General features: G+C 67.4%; 18 protein-coding genes. 8 read left to right on the top strand and 10 right to left on the bottom strand.

The features are described from left to right. Positions 1-130: 130 nt before the first annotated feature. On the top strand, positions 131-1,174 hold the full coding sequence (rsgA, locus tag HYU53_14065; GenBank protein ID MBI2222319.1) for a ribosome small subunit-dependent GTPase A: 1,044 nt from the start codon (positions 131-133) through the stop codon (positions 1,172-1,174). On the opposite strand, the gene HYU53_14060 is transcribed toward rsgA, so the two are convergent. Beyond that, positions 1,171-2,253, bottom strand: coding sequence for a helix-turn-helix domain-containing protein (locus HYU53_14060; GenBank protein ID MBI2222318.1), 1,083 nt, complete (start codon positions 2,251-2,253; stop codon positions 1,171-1,173). The genes rsgA and HYU53_14060 overlap by 4 nt on opposite strands. Before the next feature lie 229 nt (positions 2,254-2,482). Between HYU53_14060 and HYU53_14055 the strand changes: the two genes are divergently transcribed. The 3 genes from HYU53_14055 to HYU53_14045 all read left to right on the top strand — a co-directional run bounded on the left by HYU53_14055 (position 2,483) and on the right by HYU53_14045 (position 7,836). Next, entirely contained in the window at positions 2,483-2,923 is a 441-nt protein-coding gene (locus HYU53_14055) for a CBS domain-containing protein (protein ID MBI2222317.1), read from the top strand. 200 nt (positions 2,924-3,123) lie between these two features. After that, a complete protein-coding gene (locus HYU53_14050; GenBank protein MBI2222316.1) occupies positions 3,124-4,872 on the top strand; it encodes a pyruvate oxidase in 1,749 nt (582 codons plus the stop codon). 60 nt (positions 4,873-4,932) lie between these two features. Beyond that, entirely contained in the window at positions 4,933-7,836 is a 2,904-nt protein-coding gene (locus HYU53_14045) for an FAD-binding oxidoreductase (GenBank protein ID MBI2222315.1), read from the top strand. Between the two features lie 180 nt (positions 7,837-8,016). Here the strand turns inward: HYU53_14045 and HYU53_14040 are convergent, their stop codons facing one another. From HYU53_14040 to HYU53_14030, 3 genes are read right to left on the bottom strand one after another with little or no spacing between them, the layout of a single operon-like run. Beyond that, complete coding sequence (locus HYU53_14040) at positions 8,017-10,317, bottom strand: acetate--CoA ligase family protein (protein MBI2222314.1); 2,301 nt, start codon at positions 10,315-10,317, stop codon at positions 8,017-8,019. Next, the gene (locus tag HYU53_14035) at positions 10,314-10,886 is read right to left on the bottom strand and encodes an indolepyruvate oxidoreductase subunit beta (GenBank protein ID MBI2222313.1); all 573 of its coding nucleotides are present in this window, start codon (positions 10,884-10,886) and stop codon (positions 10,314-10,316) included. Before HYU53_14035 ends, HYU53_14040 begins: the two co-directional genes overlap by 4 nt. 12 nt (positions 10,887-10,898) lie before the next feature. Then, a complete protein-coding gene (locus HYU53_14030; protein ID MBI2222312.1) occupies positions 10,899-12,509 on the bottom strand; it encodes an indolepyruvate ferredoxin oxidoreductase in 1,611 nt (536 codons plus the stop codon). 137 nt (positions 12,510-12,646) lie between these two features. Between HYU53_14030 and ltaE the strand changes: the two genes are divergently transcribed. From ltaE to HYU53_14010, 4 genes are all read left to right on the top strand, one after another. After that, the gene (gene ltaE, locus HYU53_14025; GenBank protein ID MBI2222311.1) at positions 12,647-13,687 is read left to right on the top strand and encodes a low-specificity L-threonine aldolase; all 1,041 of its coding nucleotides are present in this window, start codon (positions 12,647-12,649) and stop codon (positions 13,685-13,687) included. Then, positions 13,687-14,829 carry a Na+/H+ antiporter NhaA gene (locus tag HYU53_14020; GenBank protein MBI2222310.1) on the top strand — a complete coding sequence of 381 codons (1,143 nt, stop codon included), beginning with the start codon at positions 13,687-13,689 and terminating at the stop codon, positions 14,827-14,829. The genes ltaE and HYU53_14020 overlap by 1 nt, the downstream gene beginning before the upstream one ends. Before the next feature lie 16 nt (positions 14,830-14,845). Further along, complete coding sequence (locus HYU53_14015; protein ID MBI2222309.1) at positions 14,846-15,922, top strand: acyltransferase family protein; 1,077 nt, start codon at positions 14,846-14,848, stop codon at positions 15,920-15,922. An 82-nt stretch (positions 15,923-16,004) separates the two neighbouring features. After that, entirely contained in the window at positions 16,005-17,363 is a 1,359-nt protein-coding gene (locus tag HYU53_14010; protein ID MBI2222308.1) for a S8 family serine peptidase, read from the top strand. Between the two features lie 364 nt (positions 17,364-17,727). Here HYU53_14010 and HYU53_14005 read toward each other — a convergent pair whose 3' ends face one another. From HYU53_14005 to HYU53_13980, 6 genes are all read right to left on the bottom strand, one after another. Beyond that, positions 17,728-19,653, bottom strand: coding sequence for a response regulator (locus HYU53_14005; protein MBI2222307.1), 1,926 nt, complete (start codon positions 19,651-19,653; stop codon positions 17,728-17,730). Beyond that, positions 19,650-20,045 carry a response regulator gene (locus tag HYU53_14000; GenBank protein ID MBI2222306.1) on the bottom strand — a complete coding sequence of 132 codons (396 nt, stop codon included), beginning with the start codon at positions 20,043-20,045 and terminating at the stop codon, positions 19,650-19,652. Before HYU53_14000 ends, HYU53_14005 begins: the two co-directional genes overlap by 4 nt. After that, positions 20,042-22,018, bottom strand: coding sequence for a response regulator (locus tag HYU53_13995; protein ID MBI2222305.1), 1,977 nt, complete (start codon positions 22,016-22,018; stop codon positions 20,042-20,044). The genes HYU53_14000 and HYU53_13995 overlap by 4 nt, the downstream gene beginning before the upstream one ends. Continuing rightward, a complete protein-coding gene (gene cheB, locus HYU53_13990; protein MBI2222304.1) occupies positions 22,015-23,088 on the bottom strand; it encodes a chemotaxis-specific protein-glutamate methyltransferase CheB in 1,074 nt (357 codons plus the stop codon). The genes HYU53_13995 and cheB overlap by 4 nt, the downstream gene beginning before the upstream one ends. Beyond that, positions 23,088-23,861 carry a response regulator gene (locus tag HYU53_13985; protein MBI2222303.1) on the bottom strand — a complete coding sequence of 258 codons (774 nt, stop codon included), beginning with the start codon at positions 23,859-23,861 and terminating at the stop codon, positions 23,088-23,090. The genes cheB and HYU53_13985 overlap by 1 nt, the downstream gene beginning before the upstream one ends. Before the next feature lie 115 nt (positions 23,862-23,976). After that, complete coding sequence (locus HYU53_13980) at positions 23,977-24,729, bottom strand: hypothetical protein (GenBank protein ID MBI2222302.1); 753 nt, start codon at positions 24,727-24,729, stop codon at positions 23,977-23,979. Positions 24,730-24,748 lie beyond the last annotated feature (19 nt).

Below are 24,748 nucleotides of genomic sequence, written 5' to 3'. Positions count from 1 at the left end.
TTCGCGCTTTTTTCTCGGGGTGACCCCAGCCTGGGGGTCACCCCGAGAAAAAAGCGCGAATTCGGGATCTGACCCCGGGCGCGAGGAGCACAACGGGAGAGCCATGAGCATGAGAAGGACGGGTCGGCGCATGGGAACTCCTCCGTCAGGCCACGAGCGCGGCCCGCTCGTGCCGTACGGCTGGGACCCCGGGTGGGAATCACTCTTTGCGCCCCTAGGCGAGCAGGGGCTCGCACCCGCACGCGTCATCCTCGAGCATACCCACATCTACACGCTGATGACGGAGCGCGGCGAGGCGCTCGCGCGCGTCTCGGGCCGCTTCCGCCACCGCGCGCGTGAGAGACAGGAGTTTCCGGCGGTCGGCGATTGGGTCGCGTACCGGTGGGAGGAAGACGGCCGACGGGCACGGATCCACGGCGTGCTGCCGCGAAGGAGCCGTTTCTCGCGAAAAACCGCTGGACTCACGACCGACGAACAGATCGTCGCCGCCAACATCGACACCGTCTTCATCGTCATGGGCTGCGACGACGACTTCAACCCGCGCCGGCTCGAACGCTACCTGGTGCTGTCGTCGGAGAGCGGCGCAGAGCCCGTGGTGCTGCTGAACAAGGCTGACAAAGTTCCTGACGCCCCGGAAAAGCAGCGGGAGACCGAACGGCTGGCGGCGCGCGGCGCGCCGGTGCACCTCACGAGCGCCAGGACGGGACAGGGTCTGGACGCACTCGAATCCTTCCTTGTGGCCGGCCGGACCATCGCGCTCCTCGGTTCGTCGGGAGTGGGGAAGTCCACGATCATCAACCGGCTGGTCGGCCGCGAGATGCTGAGGACGGCGGAAGTGCGCGAATCGGACAGCCGCGGCCGTCACACCACGCGGCATCGGCAGCTGGTGCTCCTGCCGGGCGGCGCGATGGTGATCGACACGCCAGGAATGCGCGAGCTGCAGCTCTGGGACGCATCGGAAGGTGTCAGCGAGACATTCGAGGACATCGAGGCGCTCGCGCCAGCATGCCGCTTCCGCGACTGTCGCCACCGCGCGGAGCCGGGTTGCGCCGTCAGGGCGGCGGTCGAGCGCGGCGAGCTGCCCGCCGGGCGATTGGCGCATTACCTGAAGTTGCAGGAGGAGAGGAGGGAGTTTGAGAAGAAGGTAAAAGGCAAAAGGCAGAAACGAGACTAACGCTGCACCTTCGGGAACGGCTCGACCTTATGCCGGCCGTCTCCGGCAAGCGCGTGGGCGAAGCGGGTGAACGCGTGGCGCGGGGGCTGTACCGTGTGCGCAGGCCCACGGGTGGTGGCGCCGGCCGCCCTGTTCGATGGCCGCCTCGGCGCCGTGCGCGATCGCGGTCGCACGGGCGGTGTAGTGGGCGTGGTAGCGATGTTGGATGCGGGCGCAACGACCGATCGCACAGGGTCGTCGCTGACCGGCGTCGTGGGCACAGGCCGGAGCGAGACCGGAGCGGGAGGAGGCGGTGGCCCGGCGAAGGCAGACGGTTTCGCATGGCGATCGGCGGGCGCTGTCACGACAACGGCCGCGAGCAGGGTCGCCGCGAGCGCGAAGGGCGCGACGCCGTGCCCCCTTGGCCCACGCAGGGGTACCGGTGGCGATGCTCGTTCGACACGGACCAGGCTGACCTGCTCGGCGGCCCGCTCGCGACGGACAATCGCGGCGACCTTGGCGGCGTCCAGGCCGGCGCGCCCGGCGTACGCTTCCAGGCTTCCAGACGCGTAGGACGGATCCCAGTTGGCGAACACACCCCACTCCAGCTCGCGCAGGAGCGAGAGGGGAATGCCGGTGTCCTCTGAAATCCGCGGAAGGGTCACTCCACCGGCGCGGCGCAGCCGCCGGACGTCGGAAGTGGTTGACTCATCGCCGAGTGGTTTGCAGCCCGACGTCGCCATCAAGTACTCAGCCAGCAGCGCGTCTATCGCGAAAGAGGCGTGCTCCGGGGCGTGCCGGGCGACGGCGCCGCGAAGATCCTGAAGCGACACGAAGGGCGCCAAGTGGCGCGGATCGGTCGCGCGCGCGACCACGTAAAGCAGCCCTGCCGGCGCACGACCACCCGGCCCTTGCCGCAGCAGCGCCTCAAGCAGCCCCCCGATGGCGCCAACCGCGTCCCGCTGCGGCACCACGCGCCCGCGATGCCACCAGAGATGTCCGCCGCGATGCACGGCGAGGTCGGCCAGGGACGGAATGACGAGGCGTGGAGGATCCTTTGCCGCGATCCAACGCTCGAGCCGAGCTGAAACCTGCGACACGACGGCAGCGCTTTGCGCGGCACTGATTGCGACCGCTCCTGCTATCTCGTCCAGGAAGACGCGCGATGGGTGAGCCATCGGGCTGCGTACGATGCCAGAAGTGCGCCAGTCTGCGCACCAGCCGGATCGCGCCGGTCGAAAGCGTCCGGGTGGGCTCCAGGGCTTCGGCGCGACCCATGCATCTGGATCGATCTCGAATCCAGACGATGGTCGAGTTAAGGAGGCACCTATGAAGGTCCGCGAGATCATGACGAGCGACCCCGCGACCGCCACGCCTGACACGAACCTCCGTGACGTGGCGCAGCTGATGGTCGACCACGATTGCGGCGAAATCCCCATCATCGAAGACAAGACGACGAAGAAGCCGATCGGTGTCATCACCGACCGGGACATCGTCGTCCGCACGGTGGCCCTGGGCAAGAACCCGTTGGAGCTGTCAGCCCGTGATGCGCTCACGTCGCCTGCGACGACAGTGACGCCGGAGGCGGATCTCGATGACTGCGCGCACGTCATGGAGCAGGAGAAGATCCGCCGCGTGCCGGTGATTGACGAGCGAGGAGGCGTGATCGGGATGGTCTCCCAGGCGGACATCGTGCGGTCCGCCAGGGATCGGATGGCTGCCGAGCTCGTGCGCGAGGTATCCGAGGAAGGGCAGAAGGTGCGCCGCTAGAGACCGAACGCGAAGCTGAACTGCCACAACCACCCTTTTCGCGCCGGGCGACTCGCCCCGATTCCGCGCAACGCCGCTGTCCGCAAGGAGCGCGAGCTCGAGCGGCAGCGGCCCGTACATCCGCTTTCCACGAGCATTCGGCCGTCAGTACGCGTGGGACGTCCACCGCCAGCGGCGCTGTTCTTGCACCACATCCGCGCATGGCATTCACAGCAGCGGACGCCTTGGTCAGCACGCTTCAGAGCTGGGGCGTGGACACGATCTACGGCCTTCCGGGAGACGGCATCAACGGGATTATGGAAGCGCTCCGCAACGCCTCAGACCGCGTGCGCTTCATCCAGGTGCGCCACGAAGAGTCGGCGGCGTTCATGGCGTGCGCGCACGCGAAGTTCACGGGGACGCTCGGCGTCTGCCTCGCGACGTCGGGACCAGGCGGTCTCCATCTGTTGAACGGGCTCTACGACGCGAAGCTGGACGGGCAGCCGGTCCTGGCCGTTACCGGCATGCCGTACCACGATCTCATCGGCACGCACACGCAGCAGGACGTTCCGCTCGACCGCGTGTTTCAGGACGTCGCGGCGTACAGCGAACGCGTCATGGGACCGGGGCACGTCGAGAATGTGGCCGACCTGGCGTGCCGCATCGCGCTCAGCCGGAGGACGGTGACGCACCTCACGTTTCCCGTGGACTTCCAGCGCGCGGAAGCCGGCAACCGTTCCAAGCGCAACGTGCCCGGCCACACCTCGGATGTGTTCGCCCGCTCGGCGCGCCTGCCTGCGGACGAAGACCTGCGACGCGCCGCCGACATCCTGAACGCCGGAGCGCGGGTCGCAATCCTGGCCGGGCGCGGCGCGCTCGGCGCCGCCGATCAACTGCAGGAGCTTGCGGATCGGCTCGGCGCGCCAATTGCCAAACCGCTGCTGGGCAAAGCGGCGGTGCCTGATGACAGCCCCTACACGACCGGCGCCATCGGCCTGCTCGGCACGAAACCGTCCCAGGAGGCGATGGAGCGGTGCGACACGCTGCTGATGATCGGAACCTCGTTTCCGTACATCGAGTTCCTCCCGAAACCGGGACAGGCGCGCGGGGTGCAGATCGATGTCGACGCCGGGCGAATCGGGCTCCGATATCCCGTGGAGGTCGGGCTCGTCGGCGATTGCCGGCGCACGATTCGCGCCCTGCTGCCGCTACTTCGGCGCCACGACGACCGCGCATTTCTGGCCGCCGCGCAGAACGGCATGCGCGAGTGGCAGGCGCTGATGGACGAGCGCGGCACGAGCCGTGAGACGCCGATGAAGCCGTGGGTGGTCGCGTGGGAACTCGGCCGGCGGCTCCGCGACGACGCGATCGTGTGCGGCGACAGCGGCACCGTGGCCACGTGGTATGCGCGGCATCTTCCCGCCAAGCGAGGCCAGATGTACTCACTCTCCGGGACGCTGGCGTCGATGGCCAACGGCCTGCCGTATGCGATCGCCGCGCAGCTCGCCTATCCCGAGCGCCAGGTCGTCGCGCTCGTGGGGGACGGTGGCTTCACCATGCTGCTCGGGGAGCTGGCGACAGCCGTGAAGTACGCGCTGCCGATCAAGATTGTCGTCATGAAGAACAACACGCTCGGCATGATCAAGTGGGAGCAGATGGTCTTCGAGGGAAACCCCGAGTACGGATGCGAGCTGCAACCGATCGACTTCGCGGCCGTCGCGCGTGGGTTCGGCGCCGGCGCGGTGACGATCACCGACCCGGAGCGCTGCGGCCCCATGCTGGATGAGGCGCTCGCGTCGCCTGGCCCCACGATCATCGAGGCGGTCGTCGACCCCTTCGTGCCCCCCATGCCCCCGCGCGTGACGCTGGAGCAGGCGGCGCACTTCGCGACGTCGCTGCTGAAGGGGGAGCCGAACCGCGAGAAGATCGCCTGGACGGTGGTGGCGGACAGGGTGAGGGAGTTGGTGTAGCGACATAGAGGTTCGATGGGCCCATCGAACTTGCCGGCCGCTGACGTATGATCGCCATGCATGCTCGACCAGGCCCTGCGCGGGGCTGTTCGCGGCGAGGTTCGATTCGACGCCGGCAGCCGCGCGCTCTACGCCACAGACGCCTCCAATTACCGCCAGGTCCCCATCGCGGTCCTCACTCCGCGCGACGCGGAGGATGTCGTCGCCGCGCTCGCGGTCTGCCGCGAGCACGGCGTGCCCGTCCTGCCGCGCGGCGCGGGCACGAGCCTCGCCGGCCAGTGCTGCAACGCCGCGGTCGTCTTCGACTTTTCGCGCTACATGAACCGCATCGTCGAGATCGATCCGGAGCGGCGCATCGCCCGTGTCGAACCGGGTGTCATCCTCGACGTGCTGCGCGCCGCCGCCGAACGGCATCACCTCACGTTTGGACCGGATCCCGCAACCCATAGCCGGTGCACGCTCGGCGGGATGATCGGAAACAACTCCTGCGGCGTGCACTCGATCATGGCCGGTAAGACGGTCGACAACGTCGAGTCGCTCGACGTCATCACCGGCGATGGCGTCCGGATGCACGTCGGCCCGACGAGCGACAGCGACGTGCGTCGCCGGATTGCCGGTGGCGGCCGCGAAGGTGAAATCTATGCCGGCCTCAGCTCGATCCGCGACCGCTTCGCGGACCTGGTGCGGCAGCGGTTTCCCGATATCCCGCGCCGCGTGTCTGGTTTCAATCTCGATGACCTGCTGCCCGAAAAGGGCTTTCACGTGGCGAGGGCGCTCGTCGGCAGCGAGGGGACCTGCGTCACGGTGCTGGAAGCGACGCTTCGCCTCGTCGAGAGCCCGCAGAACCGCGTGCTGCTGGTCGTCGGCTATCCCGACGTGTACGTCGCCGCGGACCACGTGCCGGAAGTCGTCGCGTCGGGGGTCATCGGGCTCGAAGGATTCGACGACGTGCTCGTGTCGAACATGCGGAAGAAGCGGCTGAACCCGCGCGAGCTGGATCTGCTGCCGCGCGGCAGCGGGTGGCTGCTGGCGGAATTCGGCGGCGCGACACCGCATGAAGCGGAAGAAAAGGCCCGTGCGCTGCTCGCGCGGCTGCCTGCACAGGCGTCCGGGCCTGAAGGGCGGCTCTTCCTCTCGCCGGCTTCGCAGCGCGAGATGTGGCGCGTCCGCGAATCCGCGCTTGGTGCGACGTCGTTCGTGCCCGGTGAGCGCCACGCGTGGGAAGGGTGGGAAGATGCCGCGGTCAGGCCGGACATGCTCGGCCAGTACCTGCGCGATTTTCGCGCGCTCCAGACGCGGTACGGGTATCACGGCTCGCTCTACGGGCACTTCGGGCACGGGTGCGTTCACACGCGCACCGACTTCGAGTTGACGACGAGCGACGGCATCGCGAAATACCGCGCCTTCGTCAACGAGGCGGCGGACCTCGTGCTGCGCTACGGCGGGTCGCTCTCCGGCGAACACGGCGATGGGCAGTCGCGCGGCGAGCTGCTGCCGAAGATGTTCGGGCCCGAGCTGATGGGGGCGTTCCGCGAGTTCAAGCGCCTGTGGGATCCCGAGGGACGTATGAACCCCGGCAAGCTGGTGGACGCCTACCGCCTGGATGAGAACCTGAGGCTCGGGGCGGGGTATCGCTCGCCGTCGCTCGAGACCCACTTCCACTATCCCCAGGATGAGGGAGATTTTGCCGAAGCCGCGTTGCGCTGTGTCGGCGTGGGGGAATGCCGGCGGCTGCAGGGTGGCACGATGTGTCCCAGCTACAGGGTGACGCTCGAGGAGAAGCACTCCACGCGCGGGCGTGCGCACCTGCTCTTCGAGATGACCCGCGGAGAGGTCGTGAAAGGAGGCTGGAAGGACGAGCACGTCAAGGACGCGCTCGACCTCTGCCTCGCCTGCAAGGGGTGCAAGGGGGACTGTCCGGTCAGCGTGGATGTTGCGACCTACAAGGCAGAATTCCTGTCGCACTATTACGAGGGGCGGCTTCGCCCGCGCCACGCCTACGCCTTCGGACTGATGTTTCGATGGGCACGGCTCGCCGCGATGGCGCCGCGGCTCGCGAACGTCCTGACGCAGACCCCCGGCCTGCGCACGATTGCCCGCGCGGTGGCCGGCGTCGCCCGCCAGCGCGAGATCCCGAAATTTGCCGGCCAGCCGTTCACCGCCTGGTTCGCCCGCCGCGCCCCGCACGGGGCCCGCCGCACATCGCACGAGGTACGCCGCACATCGCACGTGGCACGTCGCACATCGCACGTGATCCTATTTGCCGACACCTGGAACAACTACTTCCTCCCCGACACCGCCCGTGCCGCGGTCGCCGTGCTCGAAGCCGCCGGATTCACCGTCGAAGTGCCCCGTTCCCACATGTGCTGCGGCCGTCCTCTATACGACTACGGCATGCTCGACACCGCGAAAACGGTCCTCGCCGACATCATGCGGAAGCTGCGCCACGAGCGCCCCGACGTTCCGATCGTCGTCCTTGAACCGAGCTGTGCGGCCGTCTTCCGCGACGAGCTGCTGAACCTGTTTCCGGATGACGAAGAAGCGCGCGCCCTCAGCCGGCGCGTGGTCCTCCTGTCGGAGTTTCTCGCGCAGCACGCCCCCGAATTTCGCCCGCCGCTCGACGCCGACGCGATGGTGCATGGGCACTGCCACCACACGGCGCTGATGCGCATGGACGCTGAGAAGCAGGTGCTCGAAGAGATGGGTGTGCGCCTGCGCGTGCTGGACTCGGGCTGCTGTGGCATGGCGGGCGCGTTCGGGTTCGAGGCCGGGCACTACGATGTGTCAATGAAAGTCGGGGAGCGCGTCCTTCTGCCCGCGGTTCGCGCCGCGGCACCCGCGACGTACGTCGTCGCGGACGGCTTCAGCTGCCGCGAGCAAATCCGGCAGGGGACCGGCCGGCGCGCGCTGCACCTGGCGGATTTGATTGCGCTTGCAATCCCGAAGGAGAGGCGTCCAGACTAGCGCTGGCAACCAGCTTGCTTCGAACTGCGGCCGCGAGGAGGAGTGCATGCCCTACAGGTCCTGGCCGGAAGACCCGGGAGAACGCCGCTGCGTCAATTGCGACCAGCGCCTGGTGGCGCGTGTCGCGTCGCCCGGACTTTCGGAGCCCCAGGCGGCGGGCACGGCGGCCGACACGCTCGATTACGTCTGCCCGGACGACCACGAGCGGTGGATGTACGACTCCCGGTCGAAAGCGTGGCGGCAGGTGTATTGAACGGCGCGCGCCCTGTGCAGCACGAACGCGCTCAGCATCCGAACCGCACGGTCCGCGGTGCGGAAGGTCGGGATCGCCGCCGATTCCAGGACGGCCGCCATCGGATCGTACAGCTCGCCGGCGTCTACGACCGCCACCCACGGCTTCGTCGTCTCGTCACGCAGCCGCGCGAGCCGCGCGGTGACGGAGTCGGCCCGCTGCAGATTTTCCCCGTGTGCGACGCCGGATGGCAGCGTCTGCAGGGCGGCCGTCATCGGCACGCAACCGATGAGGGCGGCGTCGACCGTGTCGTCGGCCAAAAGGGCGCGCGCCGCCGCCTCGTACGTGGCCGCGTCGGCCATCGGCGTGACGTCGAGCGGGTTGTGCACGTCTACGAGCGAGTCGATGCGTGAGGCGGCAAGAATCTCGTGGATGCGCCGCCGGGTCTCGCTGGTGAACGGCGCCAGGAGCAGCGGGCCGAGCGCGTCGGCGAGGGCCACCGACTCGAAGCCGGCGTTCGACAACGCGGCGAGCCGGATCCCGCGTGCCGCGCGATCGCGCAGCAGCGTGAAAAGACGAACCAGGTCGTCGAAATCCTCGAGCGTGTCGGCAACGACCACGCCGGCCTGTTCGCACAGCGCGCGCGTGACGCGGTAGTCACCCGCGATCGACGCGGTGTGGCTCGCGGTCGCGCGCGCGCCTTCGACTGTGCGCCCCGCCCGATACAGCACGACCGTCCGGCCGCTCGCGGTAATCTGGCGGGCTGCTTCCATGAACCGCATGCCGTCCATCGGCTTGAAGCCTTCAACGTAGACGGCGAACAGCTCGAGCGATCGCTCGTCCTTGAGGAACGAGAGATAGTCGCCGACGGTCACGTCCATCTGGTTGCCGACCGTGATGACGTACCTCGGATTCAGCCGCCCCATCCGGCTGGCGCGCGAGATGCCGAAGGCGCCGCTCTGCGAGATGACGGCCACCGGCGAAGCCGGCCCCCGGCTCGCGGGCATCTTGTACTCAGGGATGAACAGCGTGTCGTAGCGGCCCGGCCTCGAGCGCACGCCAAGGCAGTTGCCGCCGTTGACGATCGGGCCCTGCCAATCGGTGGTTCGCGATTCGATGAGCGCCTCGCGCATGCCGCGGACGATGGCCTCCGTCCCGCTCTTTTCGTCCAGCCCCCCGGGAATGACGATGACGCTCTCGGCCTTCTCGTGCGCGACGATGTCGCCCAGCAGCGCCGGCACCTGCGCCGCGTTCACGGCGAGCACGAAAAGATCCACGCGCTCGGGCAGCGACGCGACGTCGGGCACGGCGCGGCAGCCCGCGACAGACGTCACTCCGGGCTTCACCACCGTGATGGCCGCCGGATCGAACCCGTCGCGCAGCAGGTTGTTGAGAATGATGCGTCCTGGATTGAGCTGTTCGGACACGCCCACGAGGGCGGCCGACCGCGGATGGAGGAGCCTTCCGATCTTGTGCAGCGGCCGCGGCGGCGGCGGAGAGGGCCACTCGCGCGAGAGGGTCACGAGGACATCGAGCGCAAACAGGCCTGATGCGGTGACGGCCAGTGGATTGATCTCGAACTCGGCGATCCCCTGCGGCATCACCGCGCGCGCCAGCGCCATGAGCTTTGCTGCGAGTCCGGTAATCTCCGAAAGGCTCGTGCGCGGGGCACGGCCGCGGAAGCCGCGGGTGGCCATCGCGACCGCCGACACGCGATCGAGCATGCCGCCGACGGCGTCAATCGGCAGATGGGGAGAGAAGATCGCCGCATCCCGCCCGCGCTGGAGGCCGTGCGCCAGGAACTCTGTCGTGACCCCACCGGCCCCAATCGTCACGACCGGTCCGAATTCCGGCGTCCAGCGCAGCCCCGCGAGCAGTTCGCCGCCGAGCGCCGCGTCGTGACGGATGAACTCCATCAGCAGAAAGCCGCTGATCGCATGTCCTTTCAGCCGCGTGTCGATGTCGTGGATCGCCGTGGCGATGTCCGCGCGGCAGTTCGGGACGACCGCGATGCCGCCGAGATCGGACTTGTGCAGGATCTGCGGCGAGACGACCTTGATGACCGCCGTATCGCCAGGCACGCCCGTGCGTTCGGAAGCGAGGAGGTCCGCGCTGCTGCGCAGGAAGCGGCAGGCCGGCCGCGCGATCTCCATCGCGTCGAGCAACTCGAGCCCCTCGGTCTCGAGCAGGACATGGCGCCCCTCGCCGCGGGCGTGTTCGATCAGGTCGCGGATGGCTTCGACGTTCATGCGGCCGCCTCCCGGCCCGCGTGGAACGCCTTCATGTTCGTATCCACCACCGCCTGTCCCTTCGACGCGAACCGTGCGGCGATGCAGCGCTCGAGGGTGTCGAGCTTCAGGGGCAGCAGCGCCGACGCCGCGCCGACGAGGGGCATGTTCGCGGCACGCGCCGATCCGGCCTTGCGCGCCAACCGCTCGCCGTCCACGAGGACCGCCCGCGGAAGCGACCGGATCGTCTCGAGCACGCGTTCCAGCTCCGGGTAGTCGTCGATGTTCCGCACCGGCTCGGTCGACGTGACGAGGGCGCCGGAGGGTGAGAGGTAGCGCAGGTAGCGCAGGCGCTCCAGCGGTTCCATGCTGAGAATGAGCGACGCGCACCCGAGCGGCACGAGGTCGCTCGCCACCGGCCTGCCGGCCATGCGGAGGTTCGCGAGCACGGCGCCGCCGCGCTGCGACATGCCGTGCACCTCGGACTGCTTGACCGAGAGCCCCTCCTGCATCGCCGCCGCCGCGATGATCCCGGACAGGGACAGGACCCCCTGGCCGCCGACGCCCGCGAGAATGATGTCGTATTTCATGAGAACGCCGCCTCAGGCGGTCGCGCCGGCCATGGCCAACCTCATGCGCTTCCTGTCGCGCGCGGTCTCGATGCACTCGCGCACGGTGACGATGACGGAAAGCCCCGGGTGATCGATCTCGCGCCGGAGGATCTCCGCGTTGCGCTCCACGGTCTTCGGGTGGGTGTCGAGGATGTGCAGGTGGTCCGGGTCCGCGCCAAGCCCCAGCAACAGGCGCTTCATGCGCGAGGAGGGGATCGCGGACGGTTGCCCGCCGGTCATCGCGACCACTTCGTTGTCGGCGATGACGACCGTCATCGGCGTGTTGGCGGCGATCGCATCGACGAGCGGCGTGATCCCGGAGTGCAGGAACGTGCTGTCGCCGATCACCGCGAGCGCCGGTCGCACGCCGGCATCGGCCAGCCCCTTCGCCATCCCGATGGAGGCGCCCATGCAGACGCAGGAGTCGACCGCCGAATAGGGGGGCAGCGCGCCAAGGGTGTAGCAGCCGATGTCCGAGGTCACCCGCGCGCCAAGGTCCCTGGTGGCCTTCAGGATCGTGTTGAACGTATCGATGTGCGGGCACCCGGCGCACAGCTGCGGCGGCCGCGTCGGCAAGGCGAGCGCCGCGGGAGGGAGGCCGGCGCGAAGCGGGAGCCCCAACGCGACCCGCACGACATCCGGCGTCAGCTCGCCGTCGGGCGGCAGCGCGCCTGTCTGGCGGCCGCGAACCTCCCGGGGCGGCGTCAGCACGCCGCCGAGCGCGCGCTGGACGAAGGGATACCCGTCTTCCAGCACGAGCACCGCGTCCACGTGCGCCACCAGGCGGCGCAGCAGGTCCACCGGCATCGGGTACGCACCGATGTGGAGGTGCGAGGGCAGAAACGGCAGGTCGTCGGCGTTCTCCTCGTAGTAGTTGCGCGCGATGCCGCACGTCACGACGCCGAGCCGGCTGTCCGCGAGCGACAGCGTGTTGCCGTGCCGCGACGTATACGCGCGAAGTTCATGCTGCCGCTCGAGCAGGCCGCGCCACAACTCGCGCGCGTACGAGGGGAGCAGCGTCCAGGCGGCACGGTCCGCGGCGGGGCGGGGCGGGTTTTGGCCGCGCGCCTCGCCGGTGCGCACGACGCCGCGGCTGTGCGCCAGCCGTGTCACCAGCCGGATGACGGCCGGTACGTGAAACCGCTCCGACAGATCGAATGCCTCGCGGGTCATGTCGTAGGCTTCCTGCGCGTTCGCCGGCTCGAGGCAGAGCGTGCGCGCGAAGTCCGCGTAGAACCGCGTGTCCTGCCCGTTCTGCGAGCTGTGCATCCCGGGATCGTCGGCGACGACCACGACGAGGCCGCCACCCAGATCAAGGAGCGCCGAGTTGATGAAGGGGTCGGCCGCGACGTTCAGCCCGACGTGCTTCATCGCCACGAGCGTCCGCCGCCCGGCGAGGGACACGCCCAGCGCCGCCTCGTACGCGGTCTTCTCGTTCGTGGTCCAGGAGGCGAGCGGCCGCCCGTGCCGTTCGGCGTGGCGGATCAGGAACTCGACAATCTCGGTGGATGGGGTGCCCGGGTAGCCGTAGGCCGCGGTCAGCCCCGCGTGCACGGCTCCGAGGGCAACGGCCTCGTCGCCGAGGAGCACGTGTTCGTTCATGTCAGTCGTGAGGAGCAACCTTCATGCTCAGTGCCTGCCGATAGTTCCGGCGCGATTTTCGCGAATCCGCGCGCGCGCCTGCCGGATTCCCGGCATCGATGGCGGCGCTGCCGGCGGGGCGATAGAATCGATGGAGCATGCTGGACCTCAGAAGCGACACCGTGACGCTGCCGACCCCCGAGATGCGCCGCGCGATGGCGGCAGCCGACGTCGGCGACGACGTGTACGGTGAGGATCCGAGCGTCAATGCGCTCGAAGCGCTCGCGGCCGAGCGGATGGGGAAGGAAGCGGCGCTGTTCGTTCCGAGCGGCACGATGGGCAATCTCATCTCCGTGCTCACGCACGCGCGCCGCGGACAGGAAGTCATCCTCGGAGACGAGAGCCACATCTTCATTCACGAAGCGGGCGGCGCGTCGGCACTCGGCGGCGCCATCTTCCACACCGTGAAGACGCAGCCGGACGCCACGCTGGCGCTCGACGATCTGGCGCGCGCCGTCCGCCCGGCGTCGCAGGACGTTCACTACGCCGAGGCCGCGGTGGTGTGCCTCGAGAACACGCACAACCGGCGCGGCGGCGCGGTGCTGCCGCCGGAGTACGTGGCCCGCGCCGGCGCTTTCGCGCGCGAGCGCGGGCTGCCGGTGCACATGGACGGCGCCCGCATCTTCAACGCGTCGGTCGCGCTCGGGCGGCCGGTCACCGACTGGACGCAGCACGTGTCCTCCGTCCAGTTCTGCCTGTCGAAGGGGCTTGCGGCGCCGGCCGGTTCCATCATCGCGTCGGGCCGCGAGTTCATCGCGCGCGCGCGGCGCCTGCGGAAGATGCTGGGCGGCGGCATGCGCCAGGCCGGCATCCTCGCCGCGGCGGGCATCGTCGCGCTGACGCAGATGGTGGATCGCCTCGCCGAGGACCACGCGAACGCGCGCCAGCTCGCCGGCGACCTGGCCGCGTGTCCCGGGATCACCCTCGACCCACCCGTCGTCCAGACGAACATCGTGATCTTCACGGTCCCGGAGGGCGCGCCGGTGGACGCGTTCGTGGCGGCGGCGCGTGCCGAAGGGGTGCTGGTGAGCGGCGTGGGCGGGCCGCGCGTCCGCGCCGTGACACATCACGGGATTTCCGCAGCGGACTGCTCGCGCGCCGCGCAGGCGCTCGGGCGGGCGGTGCAGGCGTGCGTCTAGTGCGCGCCCTCGCCGTTATTCGCGACAACTCGCTCGGCCTGCTCATCGGCGCGGCGGCGGGTCTCGTGTGGGCCAACACGGCGCCGGGCAGCTACGACCATTTTGCGCACGCGCTGCACTTCGTCATCAATGACATCGGCATGGTGTTCTTCTTCGCGCTGGCGGCGAAGGAGATTGTGGAGGCCACGCTTCCCGGCGGCGCGCTGGCCTCGCCGCGCCGCGCGGCGGTGCCGCTGCTGGCCGCGGCCGGCGGCATGGCCGGCCCGGCGCTCATCTACAGCGCGCTGTCGGTGGCTACCGGGAACGACGAGCTGCTGCGCGGCTGGGCCATCCCGTGCGCCACGGATATCGCCTTCAGCTACCTTGTCGCCCGCTGGATTTTCGGCGCCGGGCATCCCGCGATTCCGTTCCTGCTGCTCCTGGCGATTGCAGACGATGCGATGGGGCTCGTGATCCTGGCCGCGTTCTATCCGACAGGGGAGCTGCGGCCGGGCGAGTTCGTGGTGCTCGTCATCATCGGGATGTTGATCGCGTCGGTGCTGAAGCGGCGCAACGTCAGGAGCTTCTGGCCGTACGTGCTCGGTGGAGGGCTCGTGTCCTGGATCGGGTTCCTGCGTGGCGGTCTTCACCCCGCGCTGGCACTCGTGCCGATCATTCCCTTCATCCCGCGCGAGCGCCGCGACCTCGGCATCCTGGCTGAAGCCGAGAAGCACCGCCACGATCCGCTCAACGAGTTCGAGCATTGGTGGCACACGCCGGTGCAGGCCATCCTGTTCTTCTTTGGACTGGTGAACGCGGGGGTCGGGCTGTCGAGCGTCGGGCCGGGCACCTGGTTCGTGCTCATGGGGCTGGTTCTCGGGAAGCCGGCCGGCATCGCGGCGCTGTCCTACGGCGCGGTGTTCGCACGCCTCGGTGAGCTGCGCGGCATCCGGCCCGCCGACATGTTGGTGGTCGGGTTTGCCGCGGCAATCGGTTTCACCGTCGCGTTGTTCTTCGCCACGGCGGCGTTCCCGAATGGCGCCCTGCTGGCGGAAACGAAGATGGGCGCACTCCTCAGTTTCGGATCCGCCGGCGTCGCGATCGCGGCGGCGATGATCCTGCGCGTCGGCCGATTCGCGAGGGCGCGGCCCTCCCCGCTATAATCGCGCACGGCATTCCGTGCCCGGAGCCCCTTCACGCCGCAGCTACATCGACTGGCTGCGCGGCCTGGCCGTGCTGATCATGATCGAGGCGCATACGCTCGACGCGTGGACGCGCGCCGCCGATCGTGGCACGCGCGCGTTCGGCTACGGCGCGATCCTGGGCGGGTTCGCTGCGCCGCTGTTCCTCTTCCTCGCGGGCGTGGCCGTTCCGCTCGCGATGTCCGCCAAACAGCGCAGGGGAGCGGACCTGCACGCGGCCTCGCGCGCCGTGCGGCGGCGCGGCTGGGAAGTGTTCGGCCTCGCGCTGCTGTTTCGCCTGCAGGCGAAGCTGCTCGGCGGCGGGGGATGGCACGGCCTGCTCAAGGTCGACATCCTCAACATCATGGGGCCGGCCATCGCCGCGTCGGCGGCGGTGTTGGGTGCGATCAGCGGGACGCGCGCGCGCGCGATCGTCCTTGGCGCAGCCACGGCGGCGCTGGCGCTTTCGACGCCCGCCGTCCGTGCGGCGTCCTGGCCGGCGCCACTGCCGGATTTCCTCGAGGGGTACTTGCGCCCGCGCCCCGGCCTCACGAACTTCACGTTCTTCCCGTGGGCGGCGTTTCTCACGGGGGGCGCATGCGTCGGCGCCGTGCTCGCGGCGCTTCGCGACGAAGCGGCCGAGCGCAGGGCGAACCTCTCGTTCCTCGCGGTCGGGGCATTGCTCGCGGTGGGCGGCTACGCCGCGTCGTTCCTGCCGTCGCCGTTCCCGTCTTCGTCGTTCTGGACCAGCTCACCGGCGTTCTTCATGCTGCGCGCGGGGCTGCTGCTGCTCGCGCTGCCGCTGGCATTCGCGTGGGGCCGTCGCCCGACCGCGCATCACTGGAGCCCGGTGCAGCAGCTCGGCCGCACGTCGCTCTTCGTGTACTGGATTCACATCGAGATGGCGTACGGATGGCTCTCGCGGCCGTGGCATCGAAATCTGTCACTCACCGGCTGGATGGCGGCCTACGCCGGTTTCGTAATTCTGCTCCTGTTCGTTTCTGTCCTGAAGGATGCCCTCGTGCGCCGCTGGCGTTCGCGCACACACCCAGCGGCGGCCCTCACCGGCGCCTGAAAGGTGTTGCCTCAGCAGTTCTCCGGGGCTATTCTCCAGCGCGCATAAGGCAGAGCTTTCTGCTCTGCTCTTGGAGGGTGGCATGCGAAAAGTGGTAACAGCAGGCGTGATAGCGGCCGCGCTCGCGGCAGCCGTTCACGTTCGAATCGCGGCTCAGGCCGAGACGAAGACGTACGTGCTCAGCGCAGGTCGATGGAGCGCGGCACAGACCGCCGCGGTTGAAGCCGCGGGTGGCACGGTCACCTTCAGCCACGAAGGTGCGGGCGTTGCCGTGGCCACGTCGCTGAACCCGAATTTCCTGGCCGAGGTGGCGGCCGGCGGCCTCGTCGCGCAGGGCGCGGAAGACATGATGGTGGAGTGGGTGGCGCCAACCACGTCGCCTGAAGAGCTGGTCACGCAGTCGGACGAAACATTCGCGAACGCCATGTGGAACACCACGGCGGTCGATGCCCAGGGTGCGTGGAGCGCGGGCTGCACCGGTCAGGGCGTTCGCGTGGCCATCCTCGACGGCGGCCTCCACAACACGCACGTCGATCTGAACGGAAGCGTGGACGTGGCGCGGTCCATCTCCTTCGTGCCTGGGCAGCCGTTCAATGCCGACACCGGAACGTTCTGGCACGGCACCCACGTCGCCGGCATCGTCGCGGCGCGCGACAACGGGATCGGCACGGTCGGCATCGCACCCGGCGCGACGATTGTCGGCGTCAAGGTGCTGCACGGCGGCTCTGGTTCGTTCGCCGCGGTGATCCAGGGCATCCTGTACGCGGCGACGCCGATCGCCGAGGGGGGCGGCGGGGCAGACGTCATCAACATGAGCCTCGGTGCGACGTTCTCGAAGCAGGGGGGAGCGGGGCCGCTCATCGGTGCGCTCGCCAAGGCCGTGAACTACGCCGACCGTACCGGCGTTCTCGTCGTCAGCGCCGCGGCGAACAACGCTCTCGACCTCGATCACAGCGGCCCGTACACCACGGTGCCGGCCGAGTCGGGCAGCGGCATCGCTGTTTCGGCGACCGGGCCCGTGGGCTTCGCGCTCGGCGCGACGAACTTCCGGCGTCCGGCGTCCTACACCAACTACGGCAACTCGGTCGTGTGGGTGGCGGGTCCGGGTGGCGACTTCGTGCTGCCGGGCAATGCCGTCTGCACCCTCCCGCGCGTGCCGTCCGGAACGATCACGACGAGCTGCTGGGTGTTCGACTTGGTGCTCTCGACCTCGCGCGGCAGCGGTGCGAGCATCTCGAGCTACAGCTGGGCAGCCGGCACGAGCATGGCCGCGCCGGCCGTGTCGGCGGTAGCGGCGCTGGCCAGGCAGTCGCACCCGGGAATCTCCCTCGGCGCGCTGAAGGCTCTCCTGGCGGCAAGCGCGGATGACGAGGGGAAGATCGGCAACGATCCGTATTACGGCAAGGGGTTCGTGAACGCGCGCCGCGCGTGCACGCAGTAGCCAGCTGAAACAACGGCGGCCGGATCGCAGCATCCGGCCGCCGTTGCGCTCTCGACTCTTCCAGTGTTCGTCGCTCGCTGAGCACGACCAACGCGGCAAAGAGTCTCATCAGCCGCACTCACCACGTGAAGCGCAACGTCAAGCGCTGGCGCGCCGGGCAGATTGTGGTACGCTGCCCGCGACCCCGGCACGTGCTCGAAGCGGCTGACGATCCCGTCGCAAGGAAGTCGAAGCCTGCGTGTTCAAGGCGCCCCCACCATTATCTGCAGCTTTGGCGCCTCGCAGCCTGATCCGCAGTTCCTGCCCGGAACCAAAGAGCGATCGCGGGAGTTTAGCCAGATTCTGTCCCCGTCCGACGTATTGCCTAGCCCAACACCGCCCTGACCTTACGCGCGAGGGCGTCTGGAGTGAACGGCTTTTGAAGAAACGGTGTATCCGCATCCAACACACCGTGGTGGACAATCGCATTCTCCGTGTAACCCGACATGTACATCACGCGCATCCTCGGGCGACTCGTGACCATCTGACTTGCAAGAGACCGGCCGCTCATCTCGGGCAACACGACATCCGTCATCAAGAGATCTATCGGTTCGTTGTACTGTTCTCCGAGGGCGAGGGCCTCAACCGGTGTTGCCGCCACAAGGACGCGATACCCGTACCGCTCCAATACCTTCCGTACGAGTTCGCGCACACCCGGTTCATCTTCAACGACCAGGATGGTTTCTGACCCTGTCAAGATGTCTGGCGCTGGCAAACTCGTCGGCTGATCCACCGTTTCTTCCACGCGCGGCAGGTAAACCTTGAACGTTGATCCGTGCCCGGGTTCGCTGTACACCCAGATATTTCCGCCGCTCTGCTTCACAATGCCGTAGACGGTCGAGAGGCCAAGCCCCGTGCCGCGTCCGCGCGGTTTCGTCGTAAAGAACGGCTCAAAAATGCGCGCTTGCGTCTCCGCATGCATGCCTACACCGGTGTCACTGACGCTCAACATGACGTAACGTCCGGGCCTGACGCTGACGTGACGACGAGCATACGATTCATCCAAGTCAGCCGTTGTCACTTCCAAGAGAAGGGAGCCGCCCTGGGGCATCGCGTCGCGTGCGTTCAGCGCAAGATTCAGAATGACCTGCTCGACTTGACCTGGATCCGCTTTGACACGCGCGGCCTCATCGCTTGTGTGAAAGACGACATCAAGGTCCTCACCAATCAAACGTCTGATCATCGGCTCGATGCCGCGAAGCGAGTCTCGGAGATCAAGGACCCGGGGTTCGAGAATTTGACGCCGGCCAAACGCGAGAAGTTGTCGAGTGAGCGCTGCGGCCCGTTCGGAGGCATGCCGAATCTCCGCGATGTCATTCTGGTGCCGGCTGTCCGACCCGAGTTCACTGGCCAGCAATTCGCAGTAACCTTGAATTGCGGTCAGCAAGTTGTTGAAATCGTGCGCGACGCCGCCGGCTAGCTGCCCGATCGATTCGACCTTTTGAGCCTGGCGGAACTGCTCCTCCAACATGTGGCGTTCGGTCACATCCAGCCCGATTCCCGCCGAGCGGACTGGCATGCCGGCATCGTCGTAGAACGTTTTGCCCATTTCGCTGATCCAGTGTGTGGTGCCGTCCGGCCACTGGGTGCGATACAAGACATTCGAGTCGGTATGGTGACGGGTCGCCTCGTCGATCGCCTTGGCCACGTCCGCACGATCGTCGGGGTGGATGCGGTCGAGGAATGCTTCGAATGTGCCGCCGAACGTTCCCGGCGCCATTCCGTGCAGGGCTTCGAGCATCTCCGACCAGCGCACCGCTCCTGTTCGCAAGTCGGCCTCCCACACTCCCACGCTCGCGGCATTCAGCGCGAACCGCGTGCGTTCTTCCGACTCCCTGAGGGCCGCTTCCGCCCTATATTTGTCGGCCTCCAGGCGCCGTTCGTCCATCACCCGCTGCACTGCCGGGCCGAGCCGTGCGAGGCGATCTTTCAACAAGTAATCAGCGGCGCCGCTCTGAAGCACCTGAACGGCCCTCTCCTCGCCGATACTCCCGGATACGACAATCAGGGGCACTCGAACATCGTGCGCTTTGAGCAAGTCAAGGGCTCTGGATGCGCCGAACGCAGGCATATTGAAGTCCGCAAGAATCACATCAAGCTGGGGGTTGAGTGCCGCGATGAAGTCTGCCTCGTTCTCGACACGATCCCACGCCGGCTTGAAACCTGCCTGTTCCAAGTGACGCACGACGAGCACTGCGTCCGAATCGTTGTCCTCGAGGATCAACACGCGCAGAGGCTGCGATTCCGTCATCGCTGGCTGCTCAAGCCCCTGTCAGTCATGGTACCCGTCGGCGGCGGCTCGTTGACCACCAGCCAGTACAGGCCGAGCTGCTGCGCGGCTTCCAGGAATTGCGCAAAATCCACGGGCTTCCGGACGAAGCTGTTCGCACCCAGGTCGTAACTACGAAGCACATCTCCTTCTTCATTGCTCGATGTAAGGACGACGACCGGGAGTCGTCGTGTTCGTTCGTCGCCGCGCAGCCCGGCGTGAGCCCCTGTGGCGAACAGGTATTCGGGCGCTTCTGCTCCGTCCCGGGCGACCACGATGTCCTTGATCACTTTGCTCCGCTCGAACGCGCGGAGTGTGAGCTCGACATCGTCAGGGTTGTCCTCGACAAGGAGAATGATCCGGCTGCGACTCACAACGTACCTTCCGATCGCACCGGGGGAATCGTGAAATAGATGGCCGCACCGCCTCCCACCGCGCCTTGCGCCCACACCCGGCCACCATGTCGATCAACGACGCGGTGAACCGTGGCCAGTCCGATGCCGGTGCCCGGAAACTCGGTCGCTGAATGCAGCCGCTGAAACGGCCGGAAGAGCTTCTCGACATACGCCATGTCAAAACCCGCCCCATTGTCCCGAACCACAAACGCGGGACCGTTGGCGGTGCGCTCGCTGAGAAGCTGCACCCGCGGCTGTGGCACGTTGGCCGTGAACTTCCACGCGTTTCCCAGCAGATTCTCCAATACGACCCGCATCAAGCCGTTGTCGACATCGGCCAGCAGCGCGTCCTGGATCTCGATCTCGACCCGGCGCTCCGGCTCTCTCTTTCGGAGCTCGGACACAACGGCCCTCGCAATTTCAGAAATGTTCGTGCGGCTGCGGTGGATCGCGGCTCGACCGACGCGTGACAATTCGAGGAGATCGTCGATGAGCTCCCCCATGCGCTGAGCCGCCGACCGAACGCGCTGCAGATAATCTCGGCTCTTGGAATTCAACGTGTGTGCACAATCCTCGAGCAACGCCTGGCTGAAGCCATCAATACTGCGCAGCGGGGCTCGCAGGTCGTGCGACACCGAATAACTGAAGGCCTCGAGCTCGCGATTCTTTCGTTCCAACTGTTCGACGAGGATCGCCCGCGTCGCCGCCAGTTCGCGGGCGGCTCTTGCTTCCGCCGCCTCGAGCTCGGTGCGGAGCAGTTCCTCGCGAATGCGGCGGTTCTCGTCCTCGAACTGCTTCCGCCGGATCTGCGCACGAACTCTGGCTTTCAGCACCTCGAACTCGCTCGACTTCGATATATAGTCGTCCGCACCCGCACTCAGGCCCTCGATCATAGCTTGGCGATCCTCGAGCGCTGTCAGCATGATGAGCGGCACGTCCCGGACGCTTGGGGCCGCCTTGATACGGTGACAGGTCTCCTGGCCTGTCAGGCCTGGCATTACCAGATCGAGCAGAATGCAGTCGACCGTCTGCACGGCGAGCAGCTCGATGGCCTCCTCGCCGGACGGGGCGGAAATGACATCGTATCCCTCCTCCCGCAATGATTCGCCGAGCTCCTCCAGATATGTGGGGCTGTCATCCACCGCCAGGATTCTCTTCGTGGCCAGCAGACTCCGGGTTTCGTCGGCGCGCGCTCGAGCACCTGCTCGTCGCAAGACGGCTGCGAGTCTCGCGAGGATGACATCGAAGGAATCTTCCTTTCGCACAAAGCTGTCCGCCCCGGCATCGAGCGCACGAAGCTCGGTGTTCATGTCCTCAGACGCGGTGAGGAGCAGACACGGCACGTCGCGCAACGCCGCGTCGAGTCGCAACCGCCGAATCACCGTCGCACCATCGATGCCTGGAAGCACCCCGTCAACCAGGATGGCCGCCGGTCTCTGTGATGCGGCCAATCGCAAGCCTTCCTCGCCTGTTGCCGCCATGGCGACGGCGTAATCCGCCGCTTCCAGTGCCAGGCGCAGCTCTTCCCGGAACGTGGGGCTGTCGTCAATGACCAGGACTGTCATCGCGCTCGTGGTGGATCGGCGACGCTCCTGGAGCAGCTCCTGTGTTTTGGCGACCACGTAGCCGGAGTCATACGGCTTCCCCACGTACTCGTCGGCTCCGGTCTGAAGACCTCGAATGCGGTCTCTGATCTCGGCTTCGGTGGAGAGCATGACCACCACCGCGTTGGACGACTGCGAGGCACGAATCTCTTTGAGCAACTGGATGCCATCGCCGTCGGGAAGGAGAATATCGAGAATCACGACGTCAGGGCTGGCTTGTGCGAAGGCATCCCGCGCCTCTGCTAGCGTGGAACAGAGGCGCGTCTCGAACCCGGCGTCGTTAAACGCGTCGGCGAGGTCCATGCGCACGGTCAGGCTGTCGTCAACGATCAAGGCCGTCTTGTTCATGCGCGGTATGCCTCCCGTGGGTGGCCCGCGATGGCGGCCAGGGCCGGGCCGATCTCTCCCAGCGGCAGGATGGACTCGGCAGCGCCGAGGATCGCAGCCTCCCGAGGCATGCCGTAGACGATGGATGTTGCCTCGTCCTGAGCGATGGTGAACCCTCCAGCCCGGCGAACTTCAAGGAGACCCGCGGCGCCGTCACGGCCCATTCCCGTCAGGAGGCAGGCCACTGCCGCCGGGCCATATTCTCGGGCGATCGATTCAAACAGCACATCCACGGACGGTCGGCACGAGTGGCGCTCCTCATCGGCCGTGAGACGGACGCGCCCGCCGCGCACGACCAGGTGAAACTCGGGCGGCGCCATGATCACCTCTCCCGCTCTGTCGCGAATTACATCGCCGTCGCATGCGTAGGAGACACGATGCGGCGCCTGGCCGTCCAGCCAGTCCGCGAACGCGGTACCAAACGGCTCGGCGATATGAAGCACCAGCAGCAGCGGTAGCGGAAATGAGGCGGGCAGCGCCCGCAGAATCTCGACAACGGCACCGGGCCCCCCGGTCGACGCGCCGACCGCAACGACCTGGCGACGCTGTCGGGCGCTTGATACGAGTTCTTCGGATGACGGTGCCTGCGTTCGCCCGAACGCACCCAGCCGCGCCCGGGGGTGCGTGATCACCCGCACGCGCGAAATCAGTTTGACGGTGGCGATGAACCTTCGCTCCCACGCCTCGTCAGTCTCGTCTCCCTGGGGTTTCTCCAAGACCTCCAGGGCACCGGCCGCCAGCGCCTCGTACGTCTTGAACAACTCGCCACGATTCGTGGACGAAGAGACGATGAGAATAGGCGTGGGGCAGTGCGCCATGATGTATTCGGTGGCTCCAAGACCCGTCATGACCGGCAGCATCATGTCCATCGTGACCACATCGGGGCGCAGCGTCTGACACAGCTCGATGGCGCGTTTGCCGTCACTGGCCTCACCCACCACCTCAAGATCCCGATCGGTTGCGAGAACCTCGCACAGATATCTGCGCACCGTCACAGAGTCTTCGACGACGAGAACCCGAATGCCAGCCATCACCCCACGAGCTCCCGAATGCGTTCAAGAAGGAGGCCCTGGTCGAATTCGCTCTTCGCGATGTACGCGTGTGCCCCCACGTGCTGGCCGCGCCGCCGATCCTCGGGAGAGCTCCGCGACGTCACAAGGATCGAGGGAATGTCGCGGAGCGCCGGTTCAGCCCGAGCGCGTTCGATGAACGTGAATCCGTCCATACCAGGCATCTCGACGTCGACGAGGAACAAGGCGTAGCGGGCCTCACGGGCCTTTTCTAAGGCTTCCTCTCCTGATATCGCGAGATCGACGACGTAGCCAGCGGATTCCAAGATGCTCTGTTCCAACATCCGTGTGGTCAGCGAATCGTCGATCACGAGGATGGACGGGCGTGCGGACAACGGTTCGTCCCTGGTAGCGAGCGAACGCTCGACCGCGGCGACGAGGGCATCAGGATCGAGTACGAGTTGTGGGACGCCCTCTTCGTCCAGGGAGGCCCCAGCCACATACTCGGCGGCCGGAGCGAGGTCGGGAAGCGGTCGCAAGACGACCGTCGTCGTCCCGAGCACGCGGTCGACGCTGAACGCCGCAGTGGTCGTGCGTCCCTGGACGACGACGATTGATGCAGGGCCGCTCGCACGAACAGGAGGAGAATCCGGGACAAGGGCACCCGCCAGCGTCCCGAGTGGGAGGCTCAGGTCGTTGTACAGCACGGACTGGCCCTGCGCCGTTCGCACGATCGCCTCGGGCGATACACGGAGGCTGCCGCGCACGGCGTCCAGTGGCAGGAGTGCCGTCACGCCGCGCGACTCGACGCGCAGCGCTGGAAGAGAGGCGAGCGTGAACGGCGCTGAGATTTCGATCGTCGTTCCTTGGCCTGCCTCCGTGTGCACGCTCACGTCGCCACCCAGACGCTCACCGGCCTCCCGCACCGGACACATCGGTCACGGTCCCTGATGTGCTGATGCCCCCTTTGAGCAGGAGGCCGAGCAGTTCCTGAGGTCCGAATGCTTCCGCCTGAGTGGAAAGCAAGCCTTTCCGACGTGCCAGCCGACGGACCTCTTCGAGATCCACGCCACGCCCATCGTCCTGGCACACAAACACGACTCGGTTTCCGCGACGGGTGACGTGCACCGTGACGCGACCGTCGGGGCTCTTGCCAGCGGCCAACCGGTCCCCCTGGGGCTCGATGCCGTGGGCAACGGCGTTGCGCACCGCCTGCAGGAGCGCCCCGTGAGCCACACCCAGCATCTGGACGTCCAGGCGCACGTCGCCGCCGCGTCCCTCAAAGACGACCCGCTTCCCCAGCGCTTGCGCGGTATCGCGAGCGGTCCGCTCCAGCAGGGTGAACACCGCACTCGCCGGCACGAGCCGTAGCCGCTCCGCTGCACTGCGAGCCTCCCGAAACTCACGACCGATGGAATCGACCCGGTGCGCGAAATCTCGCTCCAGCGTTCCGAGCGTCGTTCGGAGATCTTCGGCCAGCGACCGGGCTCGCTGACCCGCGCCGCGCTCGCTTGACCGGCCCAGATCCTGTTCCGCCGGCGAGTCGAGATGGTCGAGCACCAAGTCAGCGAGATGGCTGGTTCGTTCCACGCGTTTCAGCAGCGGATGCAGAGAGGCGAGCTGCCCGTGGGCCTCCGCCATGGTATTCAACAGCACGTCCATCTCGTCAACGTCTGGCCGG

It is taken from the genome of Acidobacteriota bacterium, from assembly GCA_016184105.1.
GTDB lineage: Bacteria > Acidobacteriota > Vicinamibacteria > Vicinamibacterales > 2-12-FULL-66-21 > JACPDI01.
Note: the sequence above shows the minus strand (reverse complement) of the source record. Positions and strands in the feature narration are given on the sequence as shown.

What these genes read in the sequence shown, in the direction of transcription:
- rsgA (MBI2222319.1), top strand. Translation starts at nt 131, where the DNA reads ATGGGAACTCCTCCGTCAGGCCACGAGCGCGGCCCGCTCGTGCCGTAC.
- HYU53_14055 (MBI2222317.1), top strand. Translation starts at nt 2,483, where the DNA reads ATGAAGGTCCGCGAGATCATGACGAGCGACCCCGCGACCGCCACGCCT.
- HYU53_14050 (MBI2222316.1), top strand. Translation starts at nt 3,124, where the DNA reads ATGGCATTCACAGCAGCGGACGCCTTGGTCAGCACGCTTCAGAGCTGG.
- HYU53_14045 (MBI2222315.1), top strand. Translation starts at nt 4,933, where the DNA reads ATGCTCGACCAGGCCCTGCGCGGGGCTGTTCGCGGCGAGGTTCGATTC.
- HYU53_14040 (MBI2222314.1), bottom strand. Translation starts at nt 10,317, where the DNA reads ATGAACGTCGAAGCCATCCGCGACCTGATCGAACACGCCCGCGGCGAG.
- HYU53_14035 (MBI2222313.1), bottom strand. Translation starts at nt 10,886, where the DNA reads ATGAAATACGACATCATTCTCGCGGGCGTCGGCGGCCAGGGGGTCCTG.
- HYU53_14030 (MBI2222312.1), bottom strand. Translation starts at nt 12,509, where the DNA reads ATGAACGAACACGTGCTCCTCGGCGACGAGGCCGTTGCCCTCGGAGCC.
- ltaE (MBI2222311.1), top strand. Translation starts at nt 12,647, where the DNA reads ATGCTGGACCTCAGAAGCGACACCGTGACGCTGCCGACCCCCGAGATG.
- HYU53_14010 (MBI2222308.1), top strand. Translation starts at nt 16,005, where the DNA reads ATGCGAAAAGTGGTAACAGCAGGCGTGATAGCGGCCGCGCTCGCGGCA.
- HYU53_14005 (MBI2222307.1), bottom strand. Translation starts at nt 19,653, where the DNA reads ATGACGGAATCGCAGCCTCTGCGCGTGTTGATCCTCGAGGACAACGAT.
- HYU53_13995 (MBI2222305.1), bottom strand. Translation starts at nt 22,018, where the DNA reads ATGAACAAGACGGCCTTGATCGTTGACGACAGCCTGACCGTGCGCATG.
- cheB (MBI2222304.1), bottom strand. Translation starts at nt 23,088, where the DNA reads ATGGCTGGCATTCGGGTTCTCGTCGTCGAAGACTCTGTGACGGTGCGC.
- HYU53_13980 (MBI2222302.1), bottom strand. Translation starts at nt 24,729, where the DNA reads ATGGACGTGCTGTTGAATACCATGGCGGAGGCCCACGGGCAGCTCGCC.